A 19,843-nucleotide genomic window follows, 5' to 3' on the forward strand; every position below is an offset into this window, starting at 1 on the left:
CCTCCTCGTAATTTGCCTTTACCCACTTTACAGGAATATTCGCATAAATCATAGTCCTTTTTCCAATTTATGTTAACTTGTTAACGCAAAATATCCAAAATGTTCTTGAACTTCACGCATTCACGGAAGGTCGACTCACGCAGAGGTGCTTGAGTGCAAACCGGCTCAGCGCATCCTGACCGAGTCCTCGCTCAGTTGCATTCTGGTATTTTCAATTTGTGCCGCCTCATACAATTGTTTATATATTGTTGTGATCTTCGCGTTAAGCCACGCCAACGTATCCACGTCACGATGTATTGATCACTGTGCTCATCTATGCGCATATAGTTGTATTTCTTCACCTGATAAGTCAGCCAGATCTTTTACTTTGCTGTGCGGCCCAAAAATTCACCACTAAATCTGGTTCAAATCGATATTCCAAAACCATTCCCGAGCCAACCATGCAGCGAATTCGATTACGGAGGCCAGGGATTGCGTAGGCACGCGGGGCCAGCCAGACGGTCAGGCCGTGAAACGATCAGCGCAGAAAGACAAGCGGGCTGTGCTTGGCTTGCTGCGCTGATCGCGGCAAGTTCAAAGACGGGCAGGTGAGCGCAGCGAGCGCCTGGCTTTGAACTTAGGCGTAAACCACGCGTACTTTGCGGGGTTGAAGCCGGCCGCACTGCCTGCGCTGTCTGGCTGGCCCCGCGCGCCGAAGCAATGCCTGGCCGGGCCACCTCCTCGATCAAGTCCCCGCTTGATACGCTGTGGTCTTCGTCGAGCTCCGCAAAGCAACGCGGCAGTGATATAAGCTGTGACGCCGCCAAGGCACAAACCGCCTTTGCGTCATCCCATCTTATATCAGCCGCTAAATGCGCTGTGCTCCGCTTTTGGTTTTCGTCGAGCTCCGCAAAGCAACGCGGCAGTGATATAAGCTGTGACGCCGCCAAGGCACAAACCGCCTTTGCGTCATCCCATCTTATATCAGCCGCTAAATGCGCTTTGCTCCGCGCTGGTTATCGTCGAGCTGCGCAGCCCAACGCGGCGTGATATAAGTCGTGACGCCACTTGGGCAAAGTACGCCCAAATGTCATCCCGCCTTATCTCCACCGCTAAGTGCGGGCTGCTCCGCTCTGGGTACAAAAAAAGCCTCAGACATATGTCTGAGACTTCTTCATTACCGAATAAGCCTAAGCTTACAGGGTGTTGGTTGCGCCTTTGTAGACGATACCGCGACGGGAATCAACGGTGATCACTTGACCATCGGTGATGGCGTCAGTGGCGCCCTTGGCACCAACGACAACCGGGATACCCATAGCGATGCCGACAACAGCAGCATGGCTAGTCAAGCCGCCGTTTTCAACGACTAAAGCAGCAGCCTTTTCGATGGCTGGCAGGTAGTCTTTGTCGGTAGTCTTAACGACCAAGATGTCACCCTTGCTCATCTTAGCAGCGGCTTCATCAGCGTCGGAAGCTAAAACAGCCTTACCAACAGTGGATTCGTCGCCGACACCAGAGCCTTCAACAAGCTTGGAGCCGATGAGTTGCGCCTTCATCACGTTGGTGGTACCAGTTTCGCCAACTGGCACACCGGCAGTGATCAAGATCAAGTCGCCTTCTTCAGCGAAGCCGAGTTCTTGAGCCTTCTTAGTGGCTAATTCGAACATGGCATCAGTTGATTCTGGCTTTTCAGCAACGATCGGGTAAACACCCCAGTTAACTGTCAAGCCACGACGAGTCTTGTCATCAAAAGTGATGGCCAAGATGTCAGCCTTAGGCCGATACTTGGAAATCATGCGGGCCGTGAAGCCGGATTCCGTCGCAGCGACGATGGTCTTAACACCAAGGTTGCGGGCGGTATAAGCAACAGATTGGCCAACAGCTTCTGTGACGTTTTCCTTGTTAGCAAAGCTCTTCAAGGCATATGTGTCAGAGTTTTGCATCGCGTTTTCGGTGTATTCATCGATCCGTGCCATTGCGGCAACAGATTCAACAGGGTAATCCCCGTTAGCGGATTCGCCGGAAAGCATCGTTGCATCAGTACCATCGTAAACGGCGTTGGCAACGTCAGAAACTTCGGCACGAGTAGGACGAGGGTTTTCTTGCATGGAATCAAGCATCTGAGTTGCAGTGATGACAGGCTTGCCAGCGGCATTAGCCTTCTTGATCATGGTCTTTTGGACAAGCGGTACTTGTTCAAAAGGAATTTCAACACCCATGTCGCCACGAGGTACCATCAAGCCATCAGAAACCTTCAAGATGGCATCGAAGTTGTCGATACCTTCTTGAGATTCGATCTTAGGGAAGATCTGAACGTTCAAGGCGTCCTTTTCTTCGAGCAATTCGCGGATGTCTAAGATATCCTGCGGCTTGCGAACGAAGGAAGCGGCGATGAAGTTGATGTCATGGTCCAAACCGAAGCGGATGTCAGAAGCATCCTTTTCAGTGATACCAGGCAAGTTGATGCCGACACCAGGGGCGTTGACACCTTTACGGGAGCCAAGCAAACCACCGTTTTCAACGCGGACAACCAATTCGCGGTTGGCTTCGTCTTTTTCGGTGATCAAAGTGTCGATCAAGCCGTCATCAAACAGCACGTGGCCGCCAACATGAGTATCATCGAACAGACCTGGATAGGTCACGGCGATCTTCTCAGGGGTCCCTTCGATGGAATCATCCATCGAAATACGCATCACGTCACCAGTGTGTAATTCGAACTTGTTGCCCTTTTGGACAGTGGTCCGGATTTCGGCACCCTTGGTATCAAGCATGATACCAACAGTCTTGCCGGTGATCTTTTCAGCTTCGTGAACCATGTTTAAACGTGCAAGATGTTCTTCATGGTCACCATGGGAGAAGTTAAACCGGAATACGTTAGCCCCCGCTTCGATCAGCTTAACGATAATATCTGTAGTGTTACTTGCTGGGCCAAGTGTGCTAACGATCTTGGTTTTTTTCATAAAAGAAATCGCTCCTTTGACAATTTTTTTAAAATGACTGGACGTCAGTTTAAACGAAAGTTAGAAAGACAAGTCATGGGCCAAATCATACAATGATAATTCAGCCTTGTGCTTGGATTCGAATAAGTCAAGCATGGAATGGGCGCTCAACTTGTTGTTCTGGATCCCGATTGCTAAGCCACCCTTGCCTTCAAGCAAGAGTTCAACCGCGTAAGCTCCCATTTGAGAAGCCAAGACGCGGTCACGAGCAGTCGGGCTGCCGCCACGAACCACGTGACCTAAAACAGTCGAACGCAGTTGGAAATCGCCATAAGCGGCAAGTTCCTTGGCGAATTCGTCAGCGTGCATCACACCTTCAGCTAACACGATGATCGCGTGCTTTTGGCCTAATTCACGAGACTTGCGCAGCTTGTCAGCTACGCGCTTCACATCGAAGTTGTGCTCTGGGATGATCACATCTTGGGCACCACCGGCAACGCCAGACCACAATGCGATATCGCCGGCGCCGCGACCCATGACCTCAACCACGAAGGTACGTTCGTGAGAAGCCGCCGTGTCACGCAGGCGATCGATAGCTTCAACAACGGTGTTGACAGAAGTGTCAAAACCGATGGTGAAGTCGGTGTAAGGGATGTCGTTATCGATCGTCCCTGGCAAGCCGATGGCGTTATAACCATGTTCAGTCAGGCGCAATGCACCATGGTAAGAACCGTCGCCACCGATGACGACCAGCGCTTCGATACCGAACTTGTTAAGCTGTTCGATCCCTTTGAGCTGGCCTTCTTCTTTGGCGAATTCTGGATAGCGAGCGGAATAAAGCATGGTGCCGCCACGCTGGATCTTATCACCAACTGAGTGCAGGTCCATCTTGAAGATGTCCCCTGCCACCAAGCCGGCATAACCGTAGTTGATCCCATAAACTTCCAAGCCTTCATGCATAGCCTTGCGGGCTACGGCACGAATAGCAGCGTTCATACCAGGAGCGTCGCCACCACTGGTCAAAATCCCGATGCGTTTCATCATTTCACCTCATGCATAATCTTATTAAGATCAACGTCTTGATCTCAAACACTCATTTAGTTTAACACTTTTCTGAAAGCATGTCGCGGTTTAATCCTTATTTTTGCGGATTTTCACGCGGGGTCTCATTAGTCTGTAATACAACATTGTCTGCCCCCATGATCTGGGCGATTGCAGCGGTGGTGGCGGCATCATCCGCCACCCAATAAGCTGGCGCCAACATCACGGTGTCTCGCGTCTTAGCCGCAACGGTGATCACCGGCAGCGGCCCGCGATGCGCTTGGAGCGTTTTCAGTAACGCAGCTTCTTGAGCTTGGGCGAAATCCTGCGGCAGCTTGATGAACAAGCGGCCTTTAGGCAAAGCCGCCACTGCCGCTTCGGCCAGCTGCACGCGGTTGGCTAAAATCGCCAAGCCGGATTTGTTTTCAACTTTGCCTTGCACCACGATCACCTGCCCGGCTTCAAACTGGCGCATTTGCGGATACACTCGGGGAAAAACAGTGACAGACACGTTGCCAGTGGCGTCTTGGCCATCGACAAAGGCCATTTCTTCGCCTTTCTTCGTGCGCAAACGCTTGATACGCCGAATCACCAACACCACTTTGACTTGCGCGTTGACAACCAATGCTTGCGCGCTGGTCAAACGTTCAAAAGGCTTCAATGCATTAACATAACGATCCACCGGATGACCGGAAAGATACACGCCTAACACCGCGGCTTCTTGATCCAAGCGGTCTGTCGCCGAAAGTTCTGGCACCTTGGTGAGTTTTGGTGCCAAGACTTCAAACAGCCCCACATCGTTGCCGGCTAAGCGAATGCTTTCGATCAACTCATCTAAATTAGCCACGGTTTGGGCGCGATTGGTATCGAAGCGGTCAAACACCCCGGCATACACCAAAGGCGCAAAAGACTCGGCTTTCAACCACTTGGGATCAATGCGGCGCAACACATCACGCAGGCTTGTGAACGGCCCGTTTTGACGGGCGTCTAACAGCGCGGTGACGAAATCGCGCCGCACCCCGCGGATCATCGCAAAGCCGAAGCGGATGCCAGAATTTTCAATGGTGAAGTTGCGCTTGGATAAGTTGATATCCGGCGCATATAGCGGCAAATGCCGCGCCTTGAGCTCTTGCACATATACGCGCAGCTTGTCGTGATTGGCCACACTGGTGTTCATCAGCGCCGCATAGAAAGCCGCTGGATAATGTGTCTTCAAATACGCCAACCAAAAGGCGATCATCGAATATGCCACCGCGTGGCTGCGGTTGAAGCCGTAATTGGCAAAGCGGTCGATATAGTCATACACCGTGGTGGCCACTTGCGTCGAATAACCAAGCTTGGCGGCGCCTTGCATGAAAGCGGCGCGCTCTTTCTCAAGCACCGCTGCTTTCTTCTTGGACATCGCTTGGCGCAACAAGTCCGCTTCGCCAAGCGAAAAGCCCCCTAAGGTGCTGGCCACTTGCATGACTTGTTCTTGATACACGAGCACCCCATAAGTCGACGCCAAGATCGGGCGCAACGCTTCTGCTGGATAAGTGATCGGCTCTTGGCCGTGTTTTCTGGCAATGAAGGTATCGATGTTTTCCATCGGCCCTGGCCGATACAAGGCGTTGACTGCCACCACGTCTTCAAAGCTGGTCGGCTTTAACGCCCTAAGCACCCGCCTGATGCCGGCAGATTCAAACTGAAACACCCCATTGGTATCCCCGCGTGCAAACAAAGCCAGCGTGGCTTGATCATCCAGCGGGATCGTCTTTGGGTCAAAAGGCTGCCCGGTTTGTTTCTCGACCCAATAGCTGGCAGTGGCCAGGATACTTAAATTGCGCAAGCCTAAGAAGTCCATCTTCAACAACCCCAGCGCTTGGACATCACCCATCGGCACTTGGGTTTGGGCAATGCCGTCGCTGCCAGTCTGCAGCGCCACAGTGTTGCTTAAGGGCTCTTGGGCCAACACCACTCCGGCAGCATGCGTGGAATCGTGCCGCGGCAAGCCTTCTAAGCGTGTCGCCAAGCCAAACATGAGGCGGTTTTGCTCAGAATCTGCCACCAAGTTCTTCAGCGGCTGAGATTTCTCATAAGCTGTTTTCAAATCGATATGAAATTGCTCTGGGATCGCAGCACTCCACTTGTTGCTGTCAAATTGACTCAAGCCAAACACCCGACACACATCGCGCAGCGCTTGTTTGGCGCCAAAAGTCCCGAAAGTGATGATTTGGGCCATGTGATCGTCGCCATAGCGTTCATGCACATATTGGATCAACTCGCCGCGGCGATTATCTGGAATGTCCAAATCGATATCCGGCATATTGGCCCGCGCGGGATTCAAGAAGCGTTCAAACAACAAATGATATTCGATCGGGTCAACTTCGGTGATCGCCAGCGCATATGACACCAGCGCCCCAGCCGCAGAACCGCGTCCTGGGCCGGTCATGATGTTAACTTCATGGGCGTGATTCATCACATCCCACACCACCAAGAAATAATCAGCAAAACCCATTTGCGTGATCACTCCCAGCTCATAGGTCAAGCGCTTGGTGTAAGCTTCTGGCACTGCTTGACCTTTAAAGCGTTTGGCCAAGCCCTTGGTAGCCAGTTCACGCAAATACGCCTCAGCAGGTTGCGCATTAGGCGTTTGGTAATGCGGCAGTTGCGGTTGCTTGAACTCAATGGTCACTTGCGCGCGCTTGGCTAAGGCTTGGGTGTTGGCCAACGCTTCATCAAGCCCCGCTTGTTCAAAAGGCAACGCAGCTTGATCTGGCGGTGTGAGCCAATGCGCGCCGGCATCCATTAACGTCGGATCACGTTGATTTAACAAACTGCCGGCTTTGATGGCTTGCATCGTTTTCTGCAAGAACGCGTCGTTGGGGTCAAGATATTGCACATCGCCTAAGGCCAACAGCGGCAGTTGCCGCGCTTGGGCAAAAGCCGCAAGCTCTGAAGCCAGTTCGCTTTGCGTCAAGCCCAAATAAGTATCGCTTGGTGCCAATTGCTGCACCACCGCCAGATAATCATCGGCACTGCCCCAAGCGTCGCGAAACGCGGTGGTCAACAAATACGCCCCAGGCACGATCGCAGCCAAGCCTTTAAAAGTCGGTAAGTCGGCGAGCTTAGGCAAAGTTTCGGCAAGTTTAATGGCGGAGCTGATCTTTAACAATTGGTGGTAGCCGGCAGTAGTTTCGGCAATCAACAACACTTCACCATCAGCCACCGCCACATGTAAGCCTAACAAGGGTTTGAGCTTGGCCTTGGTGGCTTGGCGATAGAACTCAACGACACCATACATCACGTTGGTATCTGTCAAGGCAATCGCTGAGTAACCGCGGGCTTTGGCATTATCGACGATTTCTTGGATCGTCAAGGGACTTTGCAGCAGGCTGTAGGCGCTGTGCACTTGCATATGTGTAAACCACATGAACTCACCTCTATGACGATTATACCGTAATTGAGTTGCAATCTCAGGTCGTGGTGATAAGATGTAGAATGAAAAGAGGGATCATATGCGTTATCTTGTTACTATTGTCTGGGGGGTCATCCTCGGTCAAGTCGTCGGCTTCCTAGTCGGTGCGCTTAACGGCGCCACATACGACCCGGTACTTAGCACGATCATTTCCGCGATTTTCGCGGTTATCCTGTGCATCGTGCCAGCGATCTTGAACGCTGCAGCACCTGCTGCCTCCAAAGACCACGAATAAACCCAAAATGCCTGCCGCGATTGCGACAGGCATTTTGTTTAGATAAGCACACAAATTATGGCCGCGCAAATTTAAGTTTGCGCGGCCATGATCGTTATTTGGTGATGTAAATGTACAGATCCGAAGCCGACAACCCTAAGTTGAACTTCACCCCATTGGAGGTGATCGTCTTGGTGGTGGTGGAGCCGGAATTGGCATCTTTGATTTCATCGGCAAAAGCCTTCAGCACATCTTTGGCATTAGCGCCAGCAGCAGTCGCCAACAAGGCAAACTGCGTGCCAAAAGCCGTCTTCTTGGTTTTGTCTTTCATGGCTTTCACAGACGCCACGTCAGTCAAGGCAATCAGTTGCCCATCTTGAACATTGGCGCGAATCGAGCCGCTGTCAGACTTTAAGATCTGTTTTAAGCCAGTGGCAGTCGTTGGTAATTGCTGCGCTTTGGTTGCCGTTTGGGCTTTGACCATCGCCGCTTGTAAGGCCTGTTGCTGCTTGGCATAAGCCGCCTTTTGTGCTGGCGTCATGGCGGCGATATCAGGCGCCTGACCTTTGTTCTTGCTGGCGGATTGCAACTGCTTTTGCACGTCTTTAGGCAAGGCTGTGGCGACAACCGCTTGATTGAAAGTCGTCGCAAACTGCTTGTAAGGCATGATCGCCTTAGCTGCTTTGACTTTGGTGGTTACCTTCTGCGAGCCAGCTTTGATGGTGACGGTTTGGTCTTTGGTGCTGGCTGGGACACTCACCACATAAGTGTCGCCGTTGACTTTGGCCGAGCCTTTGGTGGTGGCTGCTGTGTAATGAACCGTATCATGGCCAGCGGTTTTGCCTTTGATTACCGCCACCATGCCGCTTTGTTTGTAAGTTGCCTTGTTGACTGACAGTTGATTGCCACAAGCCGTCAGACCAATGACTGCTGCCATACTCAAGGCCAGTAATGCAATTTTTTTCATTATGATCATCCTTATATTCAAGTCTGTTCACCAGAATACGCCACTGCAGCCATGGTGACAACCATAATGTGACTGTGTGTCACATTTGCGTCTCAGCGCTTCTTGGCTGGCGCTTGTGGTGCCACCGCTTGGGCCATCATTTCCACCAGCAGTTTCTCTAACACTGCATTGATCGCCAAGTTAACCATGGCACTTTGAATATTAGTCGTGTCTGCTTTGTTGACAGCGTTAATGGTCATTTCGCCGGTAAAGTCGGAGTTAGCTTGCTGTACCGCTTTGATAAATGACAGAATGAACGCGTCAAACGCCTGGGCAGGCTCGCGGTCGATCAATTGGTAATTGATCCCAGAAGCGATGGTGTCCAGATTAAACACCGGCTTCAAAATCGCGATCACCAAAATGTTGGCCAGTTGGCTGCGTTGGTACTTCTTCTTGGTTGGCGCTTTGATGACGCCTTTTTTGACATAGTTGTTGACCATCGTGGCTGTTAAAGGATCCAGCCCCAGCGGCGTAACGATTTCATTGACGAATTGCACGACTTGATCCATATACAAGTCAAACTGCGGCAAGTCCGTCCACCGCGGCAGGCTTGCTTGCTGCAGCCGGGCCAAATAAGTCGTAAAAGCCTGTTGTTCTGCCATATTAATCACCTCACTAACATTATACCATATCATCTAGTATTTGAAACTATATCAAATGCTGGGGGGCCGGCCAGGGACTGCTGCGGGGTGTGGGGATAGCGGCGGCGCAGGTTGTGCGGCCGGCGCCAACTGTGCTGAGAAGCGCGCGTTTTACGCCTAAGCATCGGACCAGGCACTCGCTGCGCTCCCCTGCCTGCCTCAATTCCTGCTGCGATCAGCACTGTCCGACACCAGTCGTGTCAGGTAAGCAAACCCTGCAGTTAAACACTGATATCCAATACAAACAGGAACCGAACAATGTAGCGCCGATTATCCAGTCGCTCCCCCGACGCCGCCTGCGGTCCATAACTCACTCAGTATGAATCAGCTATTTCTTGATCGATCAACTTGAAGGAAACAGTTTCTGGCTGCCGATGCGCCTTCACTGCCCTCGCTCGCTCATTCCTACTGAATTTGTTTCAGGTTAGGAGAATCATGCGCCAACACACTGCAATGCTACCGAAGATGTAGGCCAGGGGTCGCGGAGCAGCGTGGGGCAAGCGGCGGTCAGGCCGTGAAACGATCAGTACCGCAAGACTTGCGGGCTGTGCAAGGCTTGCGATACTGATCGCGGCAACTTTTGAGATTTGCAAGACAAGCCACAGGCGAGTGCAAAGCTCAAAAGTTAGGCGGAAACCGCGCGCCTTTCAGCGCAGTTGCAGCCGGCCGCACCGCCTGCGCCGCCGCTTGCCTCACGCCGCGCAGCAACCCCTGGCCGGCCTCCCCAAACTTCGTTGTTGAAGGCGCGCCATTGCGCTTTTGGCACAAAAAAATACCAACCGTTGGGCTGGTATTTCTAATTAAGCGTTCGTGCTGTTCTTAACCACTTGGGCACCTTTGTAGTAACCCTTTGGAGATACGTGGTGAGAAACACGATATTCGCCGGTCGTAGCATCAAATTGTAAGTTTGGAACGTTCAACTTGATGTGGCCGCGGCGCATACGCTTCTTGGTCTTAGACGTTCTGCGTGCTGGAACTGCCATGAGCGGAAAACCCCTTTGTATTAGATTTCTTTTCTACTATACCGGACCTTGGCGAAATTGCAAGCAAAACCGCCACATCCGATGCATTGGATAGTTTGGTACTACCACAGCAACACTTATCTTACTAGAAAACGCCCGTCAAGGCAAGACCTTTACAGAAAAATTCTGCGCTTTGCCCTTAAGCTTCAGGCTGCGCGGCTTTGGCCTGGGCTTCAAAAGCGAGTTTCCCGTCTTTAACCGTTAACACCACCGTCGATTGCGGCAAGATCTCCCCGCTGATCAGCTGCTTGGCCAACGGTGTCTCCACCACATTGGTGATCAAGCGCTGCAGCGGCCGGGCGCCGTAAGCTGGTTCATAGCCTTTATCAGCCAGCCATTCTTCAGCCGCCGGGGTCACTTGCAAATCAATATCTTGCTCATGCAAGCGCACGTTGAGCTTGTCGAGATCTTTCATCACGATTTTCTCGATATCAGCCAGGCGCAACGGGTTGAACATGATGATGTCGTCGATCCGGTTCAAGAATTCCGGCTTGAAGCTGCCGCGGATCAATTTCAACACTTGATCGCGCCGTTCTTGGGTGATCTTGCCGTCTTGTTCCATGCCGTCCAGCAGGCTTTCAGAACCGAGGTTAGACGTCATGATGATGATCGTATTCTTAAAGTTGACCGTGCGGCCTTGGCTGTCAGTCAAGCGCCCATCATCTAAGACTTGCAACAAAATGTTAAAGACATCAGGATGGGCCTTTTCGATTTCGTCTAACAGCACGATCGTGTATGGGTTGCGGCGCACCGCTTCAGTTAACTGGCCGCCTTCTTCATAGCCCACATAACCTGGTGCCGCCCCGACCAAACGCGATACCGAGATCTTGTCCATATATTCAGACATATCGATGCGCACCATGTGCTTGTCAGAGTCAAATAACGCATCAGCCAGCGTTTTAGCCAGCTCGGTTTTACCGACCCCGGTAGGCCCCAGGAATAAGAAGCTGCCAAGCGGGCGGCTGGGGTCTTGCAGCCCGGCACGCGAACGCAAAACCGCATCGGCGACAGCGTTGACTGCTTCGTCTTGGCCGATCACGCGCTTGTGCAAATTATCTGCTAAATGCATGAGCTTCTGGCGATCGCCTTGTACCAGCTTGGCTACTGGAATACCGGTTTGCCGCGAAATGACGGCAGCAATTTCTTGTTCCGTGACCGATTCTTGGACTAACCATTCATCTGGCCGGTCGGCTTTTTCCATGTCAGCCAGTTCTTGTTCAAGTTGCGGGATCGTGCCGTGTTGCAAGCGCGCTGCAGTTTCCAAATCATATTTGGCTTGGGCATCTTCCAACTCGTGTTTGGCCTTGTCGATTTGGGCTTTCTTGTCGTTCACGGCAGTGATGTCTTTCTTCTCGGCATCCCATTGGGCCTTGAGGCGGTTGGTTTCTTCTTTGAGGTCTGCCAGTTCATGACGCAATTGCCCCAAGCGCTTGATCGAGGCTTGATCAGTTTCTTTGCTTAGCGCCTGTTCTTCGATTTCCAGCTGCATCTGGCGGCGTTCGGCCACGTCTAATTCAGTTGGCCGCGAATTCATTTCAACATTGATGTTGGCGCTGGCTTCGTCGACTAAATCGATGGCTTTATCCGGCAAGAAGCGATCGGTGATATAGCGATCAGCCAAAGTAGCCGCTGCCACCAGCGCCGCATCGTGAATGCGCACACCATGGAAGATCTCAAAGCGCTCTTTGAGCCCGCGCAAAATCGAAATCGTATCTTCAACACTTGGCTCTTGCACCAGCACGCGCTGGAAGCGGCGTTCCAAGGCTTTGTCTTTTTCGATGTTTTCACGATATTCATCAAGCGTCGTGGCCCCGATCAAATGCAATTCGCCGCGCGCCAGCATGGGCTTGAGCAAGTTGCCGGCATCCATGGCCCCTTCGGCTTTGCCGGCGCCGACAATGGTGTGGATCTCGTCGATAAACAAGATGATCTGGCCTTGCGATTTCTGGACTTCTTTAAGTACCGCCTTGAAGCGTTCCTCAAACTCGCCGCGGTATTTCGCCCCGGCTAACAAACTGCCCATATCCAAGCTGATAATGGTTTTGTCTTTGAGGTTGTCTGGCACGTCTTGGCGGACGATGCGCTGGGCCAAGCCTTCGACAATGGCGGTTTTGCCCACGCCGGGTTCGCCGATCAATACCGGGTTGTTCTTGGTTTTGCGACTCAAGATGCGGATTACGTCACGAATTTCATCATCGCGGCCGATGATCGGATCCATCTTGCCAGAACGCGCTTCGGCCACCAAGTCGGTGCCATATTTCTTGAGGCTTTGGTAGGTGTTTTCGGCATTCTTGGAGGTGACTTTGGCGCCATTGCGCAATTTGTCAACGACTTTGCGCAGTTTGGCTTTGGTCAGGCCTTGGCTTTTGAGGTATTCGCTGATACTCAAGTATTGTTGGTCAAACACCGCCAACAGCACCGCTTCAGTGGCAATATATTCGTCGCCGAATTGCTCGCGCACCTGATCGGCGTCTTGCAGCAAATGATAAAGATTCTGGCTCATGTTCTGGCCATATTGGGTGTTGCCTTCAACTACCGGCTCATCGTCTAAGGCCTTATCGATGGCAGCATTTAAGCCGTCGATGTTGATCTTGGCTTCTTGAAAGACCTGTGTGGCAAATTGGTTGGGCTGCACTAACGCTTTAAACAATTCAGGCACGTCAACTTCTTGATGATGGCGCACTTGCGCGATTTGTTGCGCCGCCGCCACAGCATCACTGACGGCTTGCGTGAATTTATCTGGGTTCATATTCTGGCTCCCTTCGTGGCTTGTCTACACCTCATATTATACGCAATCAGCCATTAGTCAGTAAAGGTCAAAACGCAAAAACCGCCCGGGCTTCCGGACGGTTTTAGACTCAGTCTTTAGGCGGATTCTTGCGCATGGTCAAAAGCGCGATCACCACGCCGATCAAAACCGCCACCACGATCACCACGATCAGCGGCCAATGGACCTTGGCGCCAAAGAAATTCACCGCCACCACTTGGCCGTTCAATAACGCAAACACGATCAACACCAAGCTCAACACGAGCCCGACGATCAAACGTTGTTGATTCTTCATGCTGTCTCCTATTTCTTATTGAACATGCCGCCGGCCAGCCAATCGCCTAGATGCGGCAACAGATTATACCCGACTGCTGCCACGGCCATCACACCTGGCGCATTGATTTCGCGCACCGGCTTATTGAAGGCATTGACGATGCGGGCGGCCAGCTTATCTGGGTCTAACGCCAAGGCCTTAACCGACTGCAAGTAATCACTGGCTTTTGCCACGGCAAAGAAATTGGTGTTGATCGGTCCGGGATTGACGGTGGTGACCTTAACCCCCAAAGGCTTAAGCTCCAAGCGCAAGCCGTTGGAAAAACCAACCACAGCAAATTTGGAAGCCGAATAAATCGCCGATTTTGGGGTGGCCATTTTACCAGCCATCGAGGCGATATTGATGATATGCCCGCGACCTTGCGCAATCATCGCGCGGCCAAACAAGCGCGTCATGTACATGGTGCCTAAGACATTGGTGCGAAACATCGCTTCGATCACCTTTGGCGAAGTCTCCAGCGCCGCTTCAAAATGCCCAAAGCCGGCCGCATTGACCAAGACATCAACTTGCGGCACTTGGGCAAGCACCCGCTTGGCCACCGCTTGGCACATCGTAGGATCAGCCACATCTAACGCATAAGCGTATGCAGGCTTGCCAGACAGCGCCGACACTTGCGCTTGCACGTGTTGCAACACGCCTAAGCACCGCGCCAATAACACCACTGTGGCCCCGCGTTTGGCACACGCAAAAGCGATCGCCTTGCCTAAGCCGCTGGAGGCGCCGGTGATCACCACGGTTTGATCATTCAGTTGCATGCCCATCCTCCTTCTTGAATGGTACATCGATAGCTTCCAGATCATGCACGACATGGGTATTGGCAAAGATCTTCTGCGCCGAGCGTTCCAACATCACTGCGCCTTTGCCGATGTAGCGCGCTGAAATATGGGTCAGCAACAAGCGCTTGACATGAGCGGCTTTGGCCAATTGGGCCGCTTGAATGTTGGTGGTGTGATAATACTGCCGCGCCAGCTTGGCTTCATCTGGGCCAAAAGTACTTTCATGCACCAACACATCGGCGTCTTGCGCCAAGGCTTGCGCATGCGGCGTGCGGCGGGTGTCGCCAAAAATCGCCACGGTGCGGCCGGATTGCGCCGGGCCGATGAAGTCATGGCCGTTCAAGATGCGCCCATCGGCTAAGGTGATGGTTTCACCGGCTTTAAGTTTGCCATACAAAGGCCCTGCCGGCACTTTGGCTTGGCGCACTTTATCGATCAACAACTCGCCAGGATGCGGCTTTTCTTCCACACGGAACCCGAAGGCCAAGATCCGATGCTCCAACGTGTCGAAAGTCACCTTGAACGTTTCATCTTCAAAAGCGATGCCAGGATTAGTCAAAAGCTTAAAGCTGACCTTGTAAGGCAAGCGAGTTTGGGTCACCTGCAAGCTGGTGCGCACAAAACGCTCGATGCCTTCTGGGCCATAGATCACCAGCGGCTCTTCGCCGCCTTGATTGGCGCGGCTGGCCAAAAAACCAGGCAAGCCAAAAATATGGTCCCCATGCAGGTGGGTGATGAAGATCTTGGTCACTTTGCGCGGCCGGATGGTCGTTTTGAGGATCTGATGTTGGGTGCCTTCACCGCAGTCAAACAGCCAGACCTCATTGCGTTCGTCCAACAATTTCAACGCCACGCTTGACACATTGCGCGTCTTGCTAGGCGAACCTGCGCCAGTGCCTAAGAATTCGATTTCCATAGCTTACTTCCTATTCTAAAAATAATCTCTATCCAGTGTACCACACCGCACTTTACTGCGGCGACTTTCGCTGGGGTTGAGCCAAGCAGGGATTGCTGGGTTGGGGCCGGCCAGGGATCCCTGCGCAGCGTGGGGCAAGCGGCGGTGCAGGCGGTGCGGCCGGCTCCAACCGCGCTAAGGGACGCGCGTTTTGCGCCTAAGTTCAGAGCCAGGCGCTCGCTTCGCTCACTTGCCCGTCTCTGAACTTGCCGCGATCAGCACAGCAAGCCAAGCACAACCCACTTGTCTTGTTGTGCTGATCGTTTCACGGCCTGACCGCCGCTTGCCCCACGCCACTCCGCAATCCCTGGCCTAATTCACTAATCAGGATGCAGCTTGCCCATTCACCCTCATTGACACATTCAAGCCAATCATGAAACTGTAAGAATCGGCACCTGGCAGTCACATTGCACGCCAGTCAAACGACGGCGAACAAGCAAACTTGCGCATCATGCTGCTACCAGGTGCCGTTTTTCGCTCATGATTAAGCAACACAAGCGGCCATGCACCGCGATTCGACAATGAATCGCAGCGCATAGCCGCTTGCAAGCCGGCTGCTTATTTCTGAGCAGCCAACAAAGTTTTCACAATCAAACTGATGTAATAAGGATTGCCAGTCGGGTTCATGTGCACTTGATCATCATAGAACCAATTACTGTGACCTGCAGCGGTGTGATACCAATCGATCACCGTCAGATTCGGGTATTTGCCCTTTTCACGATTCAACAAGTCATTGACTTGGTTTTGCCAAGTGCGCGTTGGTACATGCACATTGACCCAGAATACGCGCCGGTCTTTGCCAATAGCCGCCATCATCTGCGCCATGTTGTCTGGGCTAAACGGCCCATTGGTGCCTAAGCCGATCACCACATTTTGCGCCAAGGCGCCGGTGTCGGCGTAGTGCTTGACGGTGTCGATGGTGTTGACCATTTGCCGCGAAATCGCAGCATCAACGAAGGCATGCGGCATCAGTTGCTGCAAGCCAGGCTTGGCATCCAGCATCACCGAATCGCCAACCATGGTCACTTGCAGATTCTGCGCCGCTTGCAGCTGCACCTGGGTGAAGCCATACTTCTCGTATTCCGTATTCACCGGATGTGCTTTGGCCTTGGATTCTGCCGCAGCACTCATGGACTTGGCCACGCTGAGGCTGGCTGATTTGTTCTTCGCCAAGGATTCAGAAGCTGACTTGGAAGCGGCGTTGCGCTTTTGGGCAGCTTTTAACGCAGCTTGCTTGGCTTTGGCATCGGCTTTGTTGGCTTCTAAACGCTTGGCCAATGGCGATTCGTCTGCAGTGGACTTGGCCCCAGGCGCCATGCCAACGCCAACGCCGCCACAAATCAAGATTGCCGCGGCGATCAGCGGCACGACGCGCTTGGCGCCATGCGTGCGGCCGGTGAAATAATCCTTCACAAAAGCCTTGGTTTGATGGTAATCAAAATGCGCCAAAGGCTGTTCGATAAAGCGATACGACAGCTCCGAGATGATCACAATCAGCGCCACTTCGCACACCGCGTACAACAATTGATGCGCGGCAATGTTTTTGAAGCGGTTCTCCCAGAAGATCATCACTGGAAATTGGTATAAGTATAAGCCGTAAGAACGGCTGCCGACCCATGCGAAAACTCGGTTGGACAACAAGCGGTTGAAGTGCGCCCCAGGATGCGCCACCACAGCCACCAAGAATGTGCAAGCCAGCGCAAACAGGAACATCCCGCCTTGATACAGAAACGGTGATTGGGCATCTAACGTGAACACCATTGCCACAATCGCCAACAACGCCACGATCCCGATGCCATCCAAGATCCGTGCCTGCTTGGCGCCAAGATGTTTGCTTAAATGTGCAGACGGCCAAATGAACGCCAACGCCGCTCCCAGCAAAATCGCAAACGCCCGTGTGTCTGTGCCGTAATACAAGCGGCTGGGATCAGCACCTGGTGCCGTCATGGTCAAATGATACAAGACAAACATCCACCCGGCGCTGATCACAGCAAACAAGAAGACCACATTGAAAATCTTGGCCCGGTTCTTGACCAACAACACCAAACCTAAAACGATAAACGGCCAAACCAGATAGTATTGGCCTTCGATCGACAACGTCCACAAATGAGTGAACGGCGATTCATTGCTGGCAAAGCGCTGGAAATACGACTGGCCGTGCATGATCTGCCACCAGTTGTAAACATACGCGAGGTTCGTCAACACCATCATGTGCAAATTGTGCAACAGATCATGGGCAAACAAGGCAATATATGCCGCAGTGCCGAACAGCACCGCCACCAATCCCGGATACAAGCGCTTGATGCGCTTGAGAAAGAACGTCTTGAGATCCACCGTGCCAGTGGCATCGATTTGCATCAACAAGCCGTCAGTGATCAAATACCCAGACACCACCATGAAGATCGGTACCCCTAAGTACCCACCTTTAAACAAGTCTGGTCGCAGGTGGTACAAGATCACCCCGATCACCCCAAGCGTTCGCAAACCATCAAAACCGGTGATATACCGCCGGCGAATTGTTTTGGTCCCCATTGAACATACCCACCTTACGCATTTGAATTATTCGACGAATTCGAAGGTGAAATCATCGATCGCCACCAAGTCACCTTGATGCGCGCCGGCATCACGCAACGCATCATCAATGCCCAGGCTGCGCAATTGCCGCGCAAAGCGCAACACCCCGTCGTCATGATCCAAATTCGCCATGGCAAAGGTTTTCTCCAGCTTCTCGCCAGACAAGATGAACGTACCATCTTCATCACGCGTCACATGGACCTCATTGGCGTCTTGTTTGAAGACATATTCCGCTTCGCCAGACTGCTTCACGGCAAAATGCGGCGCACTAGCCAACGCCTTGGCAGTGGCATGCATCAAATTCTGCACCCCGGCATGGGTGATACTTGAGATCTCGAAAATATCCGCTTCCTTGACCCCTTCGGCTAACAATTGCGCCTTAAATGTTGCGAAGCGCTCAGCCGAACCTGGCAGATCCAACTTGGTGGCCACCACTAATTGTGGCCGCTGCAAGATCGTATCGTCATAAGTTTCCAGTTCTTTGCGGATCTGATGGTAATCTTCGATCGGCTCGCGGCCAGAATCTGGATCCATTTCCACCAAATGCAAGATGACGCGCGTGCGTTCTACGTGGCGCAGGAACTGAATGCCTAAGCCCACGCCGGTGCTGGCGCCTTCGATCAGCCCTGGCAAATCAGCCATGACAAAATCAGTCCCGTCATCCAACTGCACCATGCCCAAGTTCGGCACTAAAGTGGTGAATTGATAAGCGGCGATCTTAGGTTTAGCCGAAGTGACCACTGACAACAGCGTCGACTTACCCACAGACGGGAAGCCCACTAAGCCCACATCAGCTAAGACTTTCAATTCCAGTGTCACATAGCGATGGCCGCCTGGTTCACCATTTTCTGCGATTTCCGGAGCAGTGTTTTTCGGGGACACAAAGTGAATGTTGCCCCGCCCGCCGCGGCCGCCGCGGGCCACAACTAATTCTTCGCCAGGGTGCGTCAAATCGCCGATCACCTCATGGGTGTCAGCATCAGTCACAGTGGTCCCGGCTGGCACAGCCACCCGCAAGTCTTCGGCTTTGCGGCCGTACATTGCTTTGCCTTGGCCATTGCCGCCGGATTTGGCCTTAAAGTGGCGCTGATAGCGAAAGTCCATCAACGTCCGCAACCCTTCGTCCACGTAGAAAATGATGCTGCCGCCGCGGCCGCCATCACCGCCAGCCGGGCCGCCGAAGGGAACAAACTTTTCATGGCGAAACGCCACCATCCCGTCGCCGCCTTTGCCGGCTTGTACTTCAACTGTCACAGTATCGACAAACATATCTTCCTCCTGTTATGCGCCAAAGCGCTGTCCGATAATCAATCTATCTATCATACCAAACCCCAACGCCTATTTGCAAAGTCTCTCTCATTATACCAGCCCCAATACCCCTTGTCGTGTCGATTGGCGAAAACAAGTTTCGCTGTTTGTGCACTTGGCCAAAGCTTTGATCGTCCCGCGATCTGCATGGCTTAGGCGCTGGTTAACAAACCTCAAGCCGTCAGTTTGTTTGCCACCCAGCCTGATCCAACCAAGCTGAATGCGCGAATAATTATTTTGGTTTCATCAGTTGCATCGACACTTTGCGCACGAGTAGACGATTCTTCGCCAACATTATTCCCTGACATGAATTGATGGCTGCAAGCTGGTAACTGATCGTGCTCCTGATTAGAAGGCCAACGAACAGGATCAATACCAGCCGACTCATCGGCAAACACCGAATCACTAAGCTAATTCGATTACGGAGGACAGGCATTGCGTAGGCACGCGGGGCAAGCATCGGTCAGGCCGTGAAACGATCAGCGCAGTGAGACAAGCGGTTTGTGCCTGGCTTGCTGCGCTGATCGCGGCAACTTTTGAGATTTGCAAGGCGAGCCGCAGGCGAGCGCAAAGCTCAAAAGTTAGGCAGAAAACGCGCGCTTTTCAGCGCGGTTGGCGCCGGCCGCACCGCCTGCGCCGATGCTTGCCCCGCGCGCCGAAGCAATACCTGTCCGGGCCTGGGGGCAAGTCCCCGCTTTAGACGACTGTGGTCTTCGTCGAGCTGCATGGCGCAACGCGGCGTGATATAAGTCGTGACGCCGCCAAGGCAAAGAGCGCCTTGCGTCATCCCGCCTTATATCCACCGCTAAGTTCGGGCTGCTGCGCTCTGG

General features: G+C 52.8%; 12 protein-coding genes and 1 pseudogene. 1 reads left to right on the plus strand and 12 read right to left on the minus strand.

What is annotated here, in order from left to right:
* Positions 1–1,175 precede the first annotated feature (1,175 nt).
* The 3 genes from pyk to dnaE all read right to left on the minus strand — a co-directional run bounded on the left by pyk (position 1,176) and on the right by dnaE (position 7,371).
* Positions 1,176–2,939, minus strand: a complete 1,764-nt coding sequence (gene pyk / locus ACGG90_RS00690) for a pyruvate kinase (protein ID WP_390404537.1) — start codon at positions 2,937–2,939, stop codon at positions 1,176–1,178.
* Between the two features lie 60 nt (positions 2,940–2,999).
* Positions 3,000–3,959 (minus strand): 6-phosphofructokinase, encoded by a 960-nt coding sequence (gene pfkA / locus ACGG90_RS00695; protein ID WP_390404881.1) that lies wholly within the window; start codon positions 3,957–3,959, stop codon positions 3,000–3,002.
* Between the two features lie 97 nt (positions 3,960–4,056).
* On the minus strand, positions 4,057–7,371 hold the full coding sequence (gene dnaE / locus ACGG90_RS00700) for a DNA polymerase III subunit alpha (RefSeq protein ID WP_390404540.1): 3,315 nt from the start codon (positions 7,369–7,371) through the stop codon (positions 4,057–4,059).
* 85 nt (positions 7,372–7,456) lie between these two features.
* Here dnaE and ACGG90_RS00705 point away from each other — a divergent pair, with 85 nt between their 5' ends.
* Positions 7,457–7,651: a YjzD family protein gene (locus ACGG90_RS00705; RefSeq protein WP_390404543.1), complete on the plus strand. Its 195-nt coding sequence runs from the start codon at positions 7,457–7,459 to the stop codon at positions 7,649–7,651.
* A 94-nt stretch (positions 7,652–7,745) separates the two neighbouring features.
* Here ACGG90_RS00705 and ACGG90_RS00710 read toward each other — a convergent pair whose 3' ends face one another.
* The 9 genes and pseudogenes from ACGG90_RS00710 to obgE form a co-directional block, all read right to left on the minus strand.
* Complete coding sequence (locus ACGG90_RS00710; protein ID WP_390404545.1) at positions 7,746–8,597, minus strand: hypothetical protein; 852 nt, start codon at positions 8,595–8,597, stop codon at positions 7,746–7,748.
* A 92-nt stretch (positions 8,598–8,689) separates the two neighbouring features.
* A complete protein-coding gene (locus ACGG90_RS00715; RefSeq protein WP_390404548.1) occupies positions 8,690–9,238 on the minus strand; it encodes a DUF1836 domain-containing protein in 549 nt (182 codons plus the stop codon).
* A gap of 839 nt (positions 9,239–10,077) precedes the next feature.
* The gene (gene rpmF, locus ACGG90_RS00720) at positions 10,078–10,260 is read right to left on the minus strand and encodes a 50S ribosomal protein L32 (RefSeq protein ID WP_390404550.1); all 183 of its coding nucleotides are present in this window, start codon (positions 10,258–10,260) and stop codon (positions 10,078–10,080) included.
* Between the two features lie 178 nt (positions 10,261–10,438).
* Positions 10,439–13,048 carry an ATP-dependent chaperone ClpB gene (gene clpB, locus ACGG90_RS00725; protein WP_390404553.1) on the minus strand — a complete coding sequence of 870 codons (2,610 nt, stop codon included), beginning with the start codon at positions 13,046–13,048 and terminating at the stop codon, positions 10,439–10,441.
* Positions 13,049–13,187: 139 nt separating this feature from the next.
* Positions 13,188–13,361, minus strand: a pseudogene (locus ACGG90_RS00730) (lipopolysaccharide assembly protein LapA domain-containing protein); the annotation flags it as partial.
* An 8-nt stretch (positions 13,362–13,369) separates the two neighbouring features.
* Positions 13,370–14,155, minus strand: coding sequence for an SDR family NAD(P)-dependent oxidoreductase (locus tag ACGG90_RS00735; RefSeq protein ID WP_390404555.1), 786 nt, complete (start codon positions 14,153–14,155; stop codon positions 13,370–13,372).
* Positions 14,142–15,092, minus strand: a complete 951-nt coding sequence (rnz, locus tag ACGG90_RS00740; protein WP_390404557.1) for a ribonuclease Z — start codon at positions 15,090–15,092, stop codon at positions 14,142–14,144. The genes ACGG90_RS00735 and rnz overlap by 14 nt, the downstream gene beginning before the upstream one ends.
* Before the next feature lie 597 nt (positions 15,093–15,689).
* Positions 15,690–17,663, minus strand: a complete 1,974-nt coding sequence (locus ACGG90_RS00745; protein WP_390404559.1) for an acyltransferase family protein — start codon at positions 17,661–17,663, stop codon at positions 15,690–15,692.
* A gap of 27 nt (positions 17,664–17,690) precedes the next feature.
* On the minus strand, positions 17,691–18,974 hold the full coding sequence (gene obgE / locus ACGG90_RS00750; protein ID WP_390404562.1) for a GTPase ObgE: 1,284 nt from the start codon (positions 18,972–18,974) through the stop codon (positions 17,691–17,693).
* Between the last annotated feature and the right edge of the window lie 869 nt (positions 18,975–19,843).

It is taken from the genome of Lacticaseibacillus jixiensis, assembly GCF_042847315.1.
GTDB lineage: Bacteria > Bacillota > Bacilli > Lactobacillales > Lactobacillaceae > Lacticaseibacillus > Lacticaseibacillus jixiensis.

What these genes read in the sequence shown, in the direction of transcription:
- pyk (WP_390404537.1), bottom strand. Translation starts at nt 2,939, where the DNA reads ATGAAAAAAACCAAGATCGTTAGCACACTTGGCCCAGCAAGTAACACT.
- pfkA (WP_390404881.1), bottom strand. Translation starts at nt 3,959, where the DNA reads ATGAAACGCATCGGGATTTTGACCAGTGGTGGCGACGCTCCTGGTATG.
- dnaE (WP_390404540.1), bottom strand. Translation starts at nt 7,371, where the DNA reads ATGTGGTTTACACATATGCAAGTGCACAGCGCCTACAGCCTGCTGCAA.
- ACGG90_RS00705 (WP_390404543.1), top strand. Translation starts at nt 7,457, where the DNA reads ATGCGTTATCTTGTTACTATTGTCTGGGGGGTCATCCTCGGTCAAGTC.
- ACGG90_RS00710 (WP_390404545.1), bottom strand. Translation starts at nt 8,597, where the DNA reads ATGAAAAAAATTGCATTACTGGCCTTGAGTATGGCAGCAGTCATTGGT.
- ACGG90_RS00715 (WP_390404548.1), bottom strand. Translation starts at nt 9,238, where the DNA reads ATGGCAGAACAACAGGCTTTTACGACTTATTTGGCCCGGCTGCAGCAA.
- rpmF (WP_390404550.1), bottom strand. Translation starts at nt 10,260, where the DNA reads ATGGCAGTTCCAGCACGCAGAACGTCTAAGACCAAGAAGCGTATGCGC.
- clpB (WP_390404553.1), bottom strand. Translation starts at nt 13,048, where the DNA reads ATGAACCCAGATAAATTCACGCAAGCCGTCAGTGATGCTGTGGCGGCG.
- ACGG90_RS00735 (WP_390404555.1), bottom strand. Translation starts at nt 14,155, where the DNA reads ATGCAACTGAATGATCAAACCGTGGTGATCACCGGCGCCTCCAGCGGC.
- rnz (WP_390404557.1), bottom strand. Translation starts at nt 15,092, where the DNA reads ATGGAAATCGAATTCTTAGGCACTGGCGCAGGTTCGCCTAGCAAGACG.
- ACGG90_RS00745 (WP_390404559.1), bottom strand. Translation starts at nt 17,663, where the DNA reads ATGGGGACCAAAACAATTCGCCGGCGGTATATCACCGGTTTTGATGGT.
- obgE (WP_390404562.1), bottom strand. Translation starts at nt 18,974, where the DNA reads ATGTTTGTCGATACTGTGACAGTTGAAGTACAAGCCGGCAAAGGCGGC.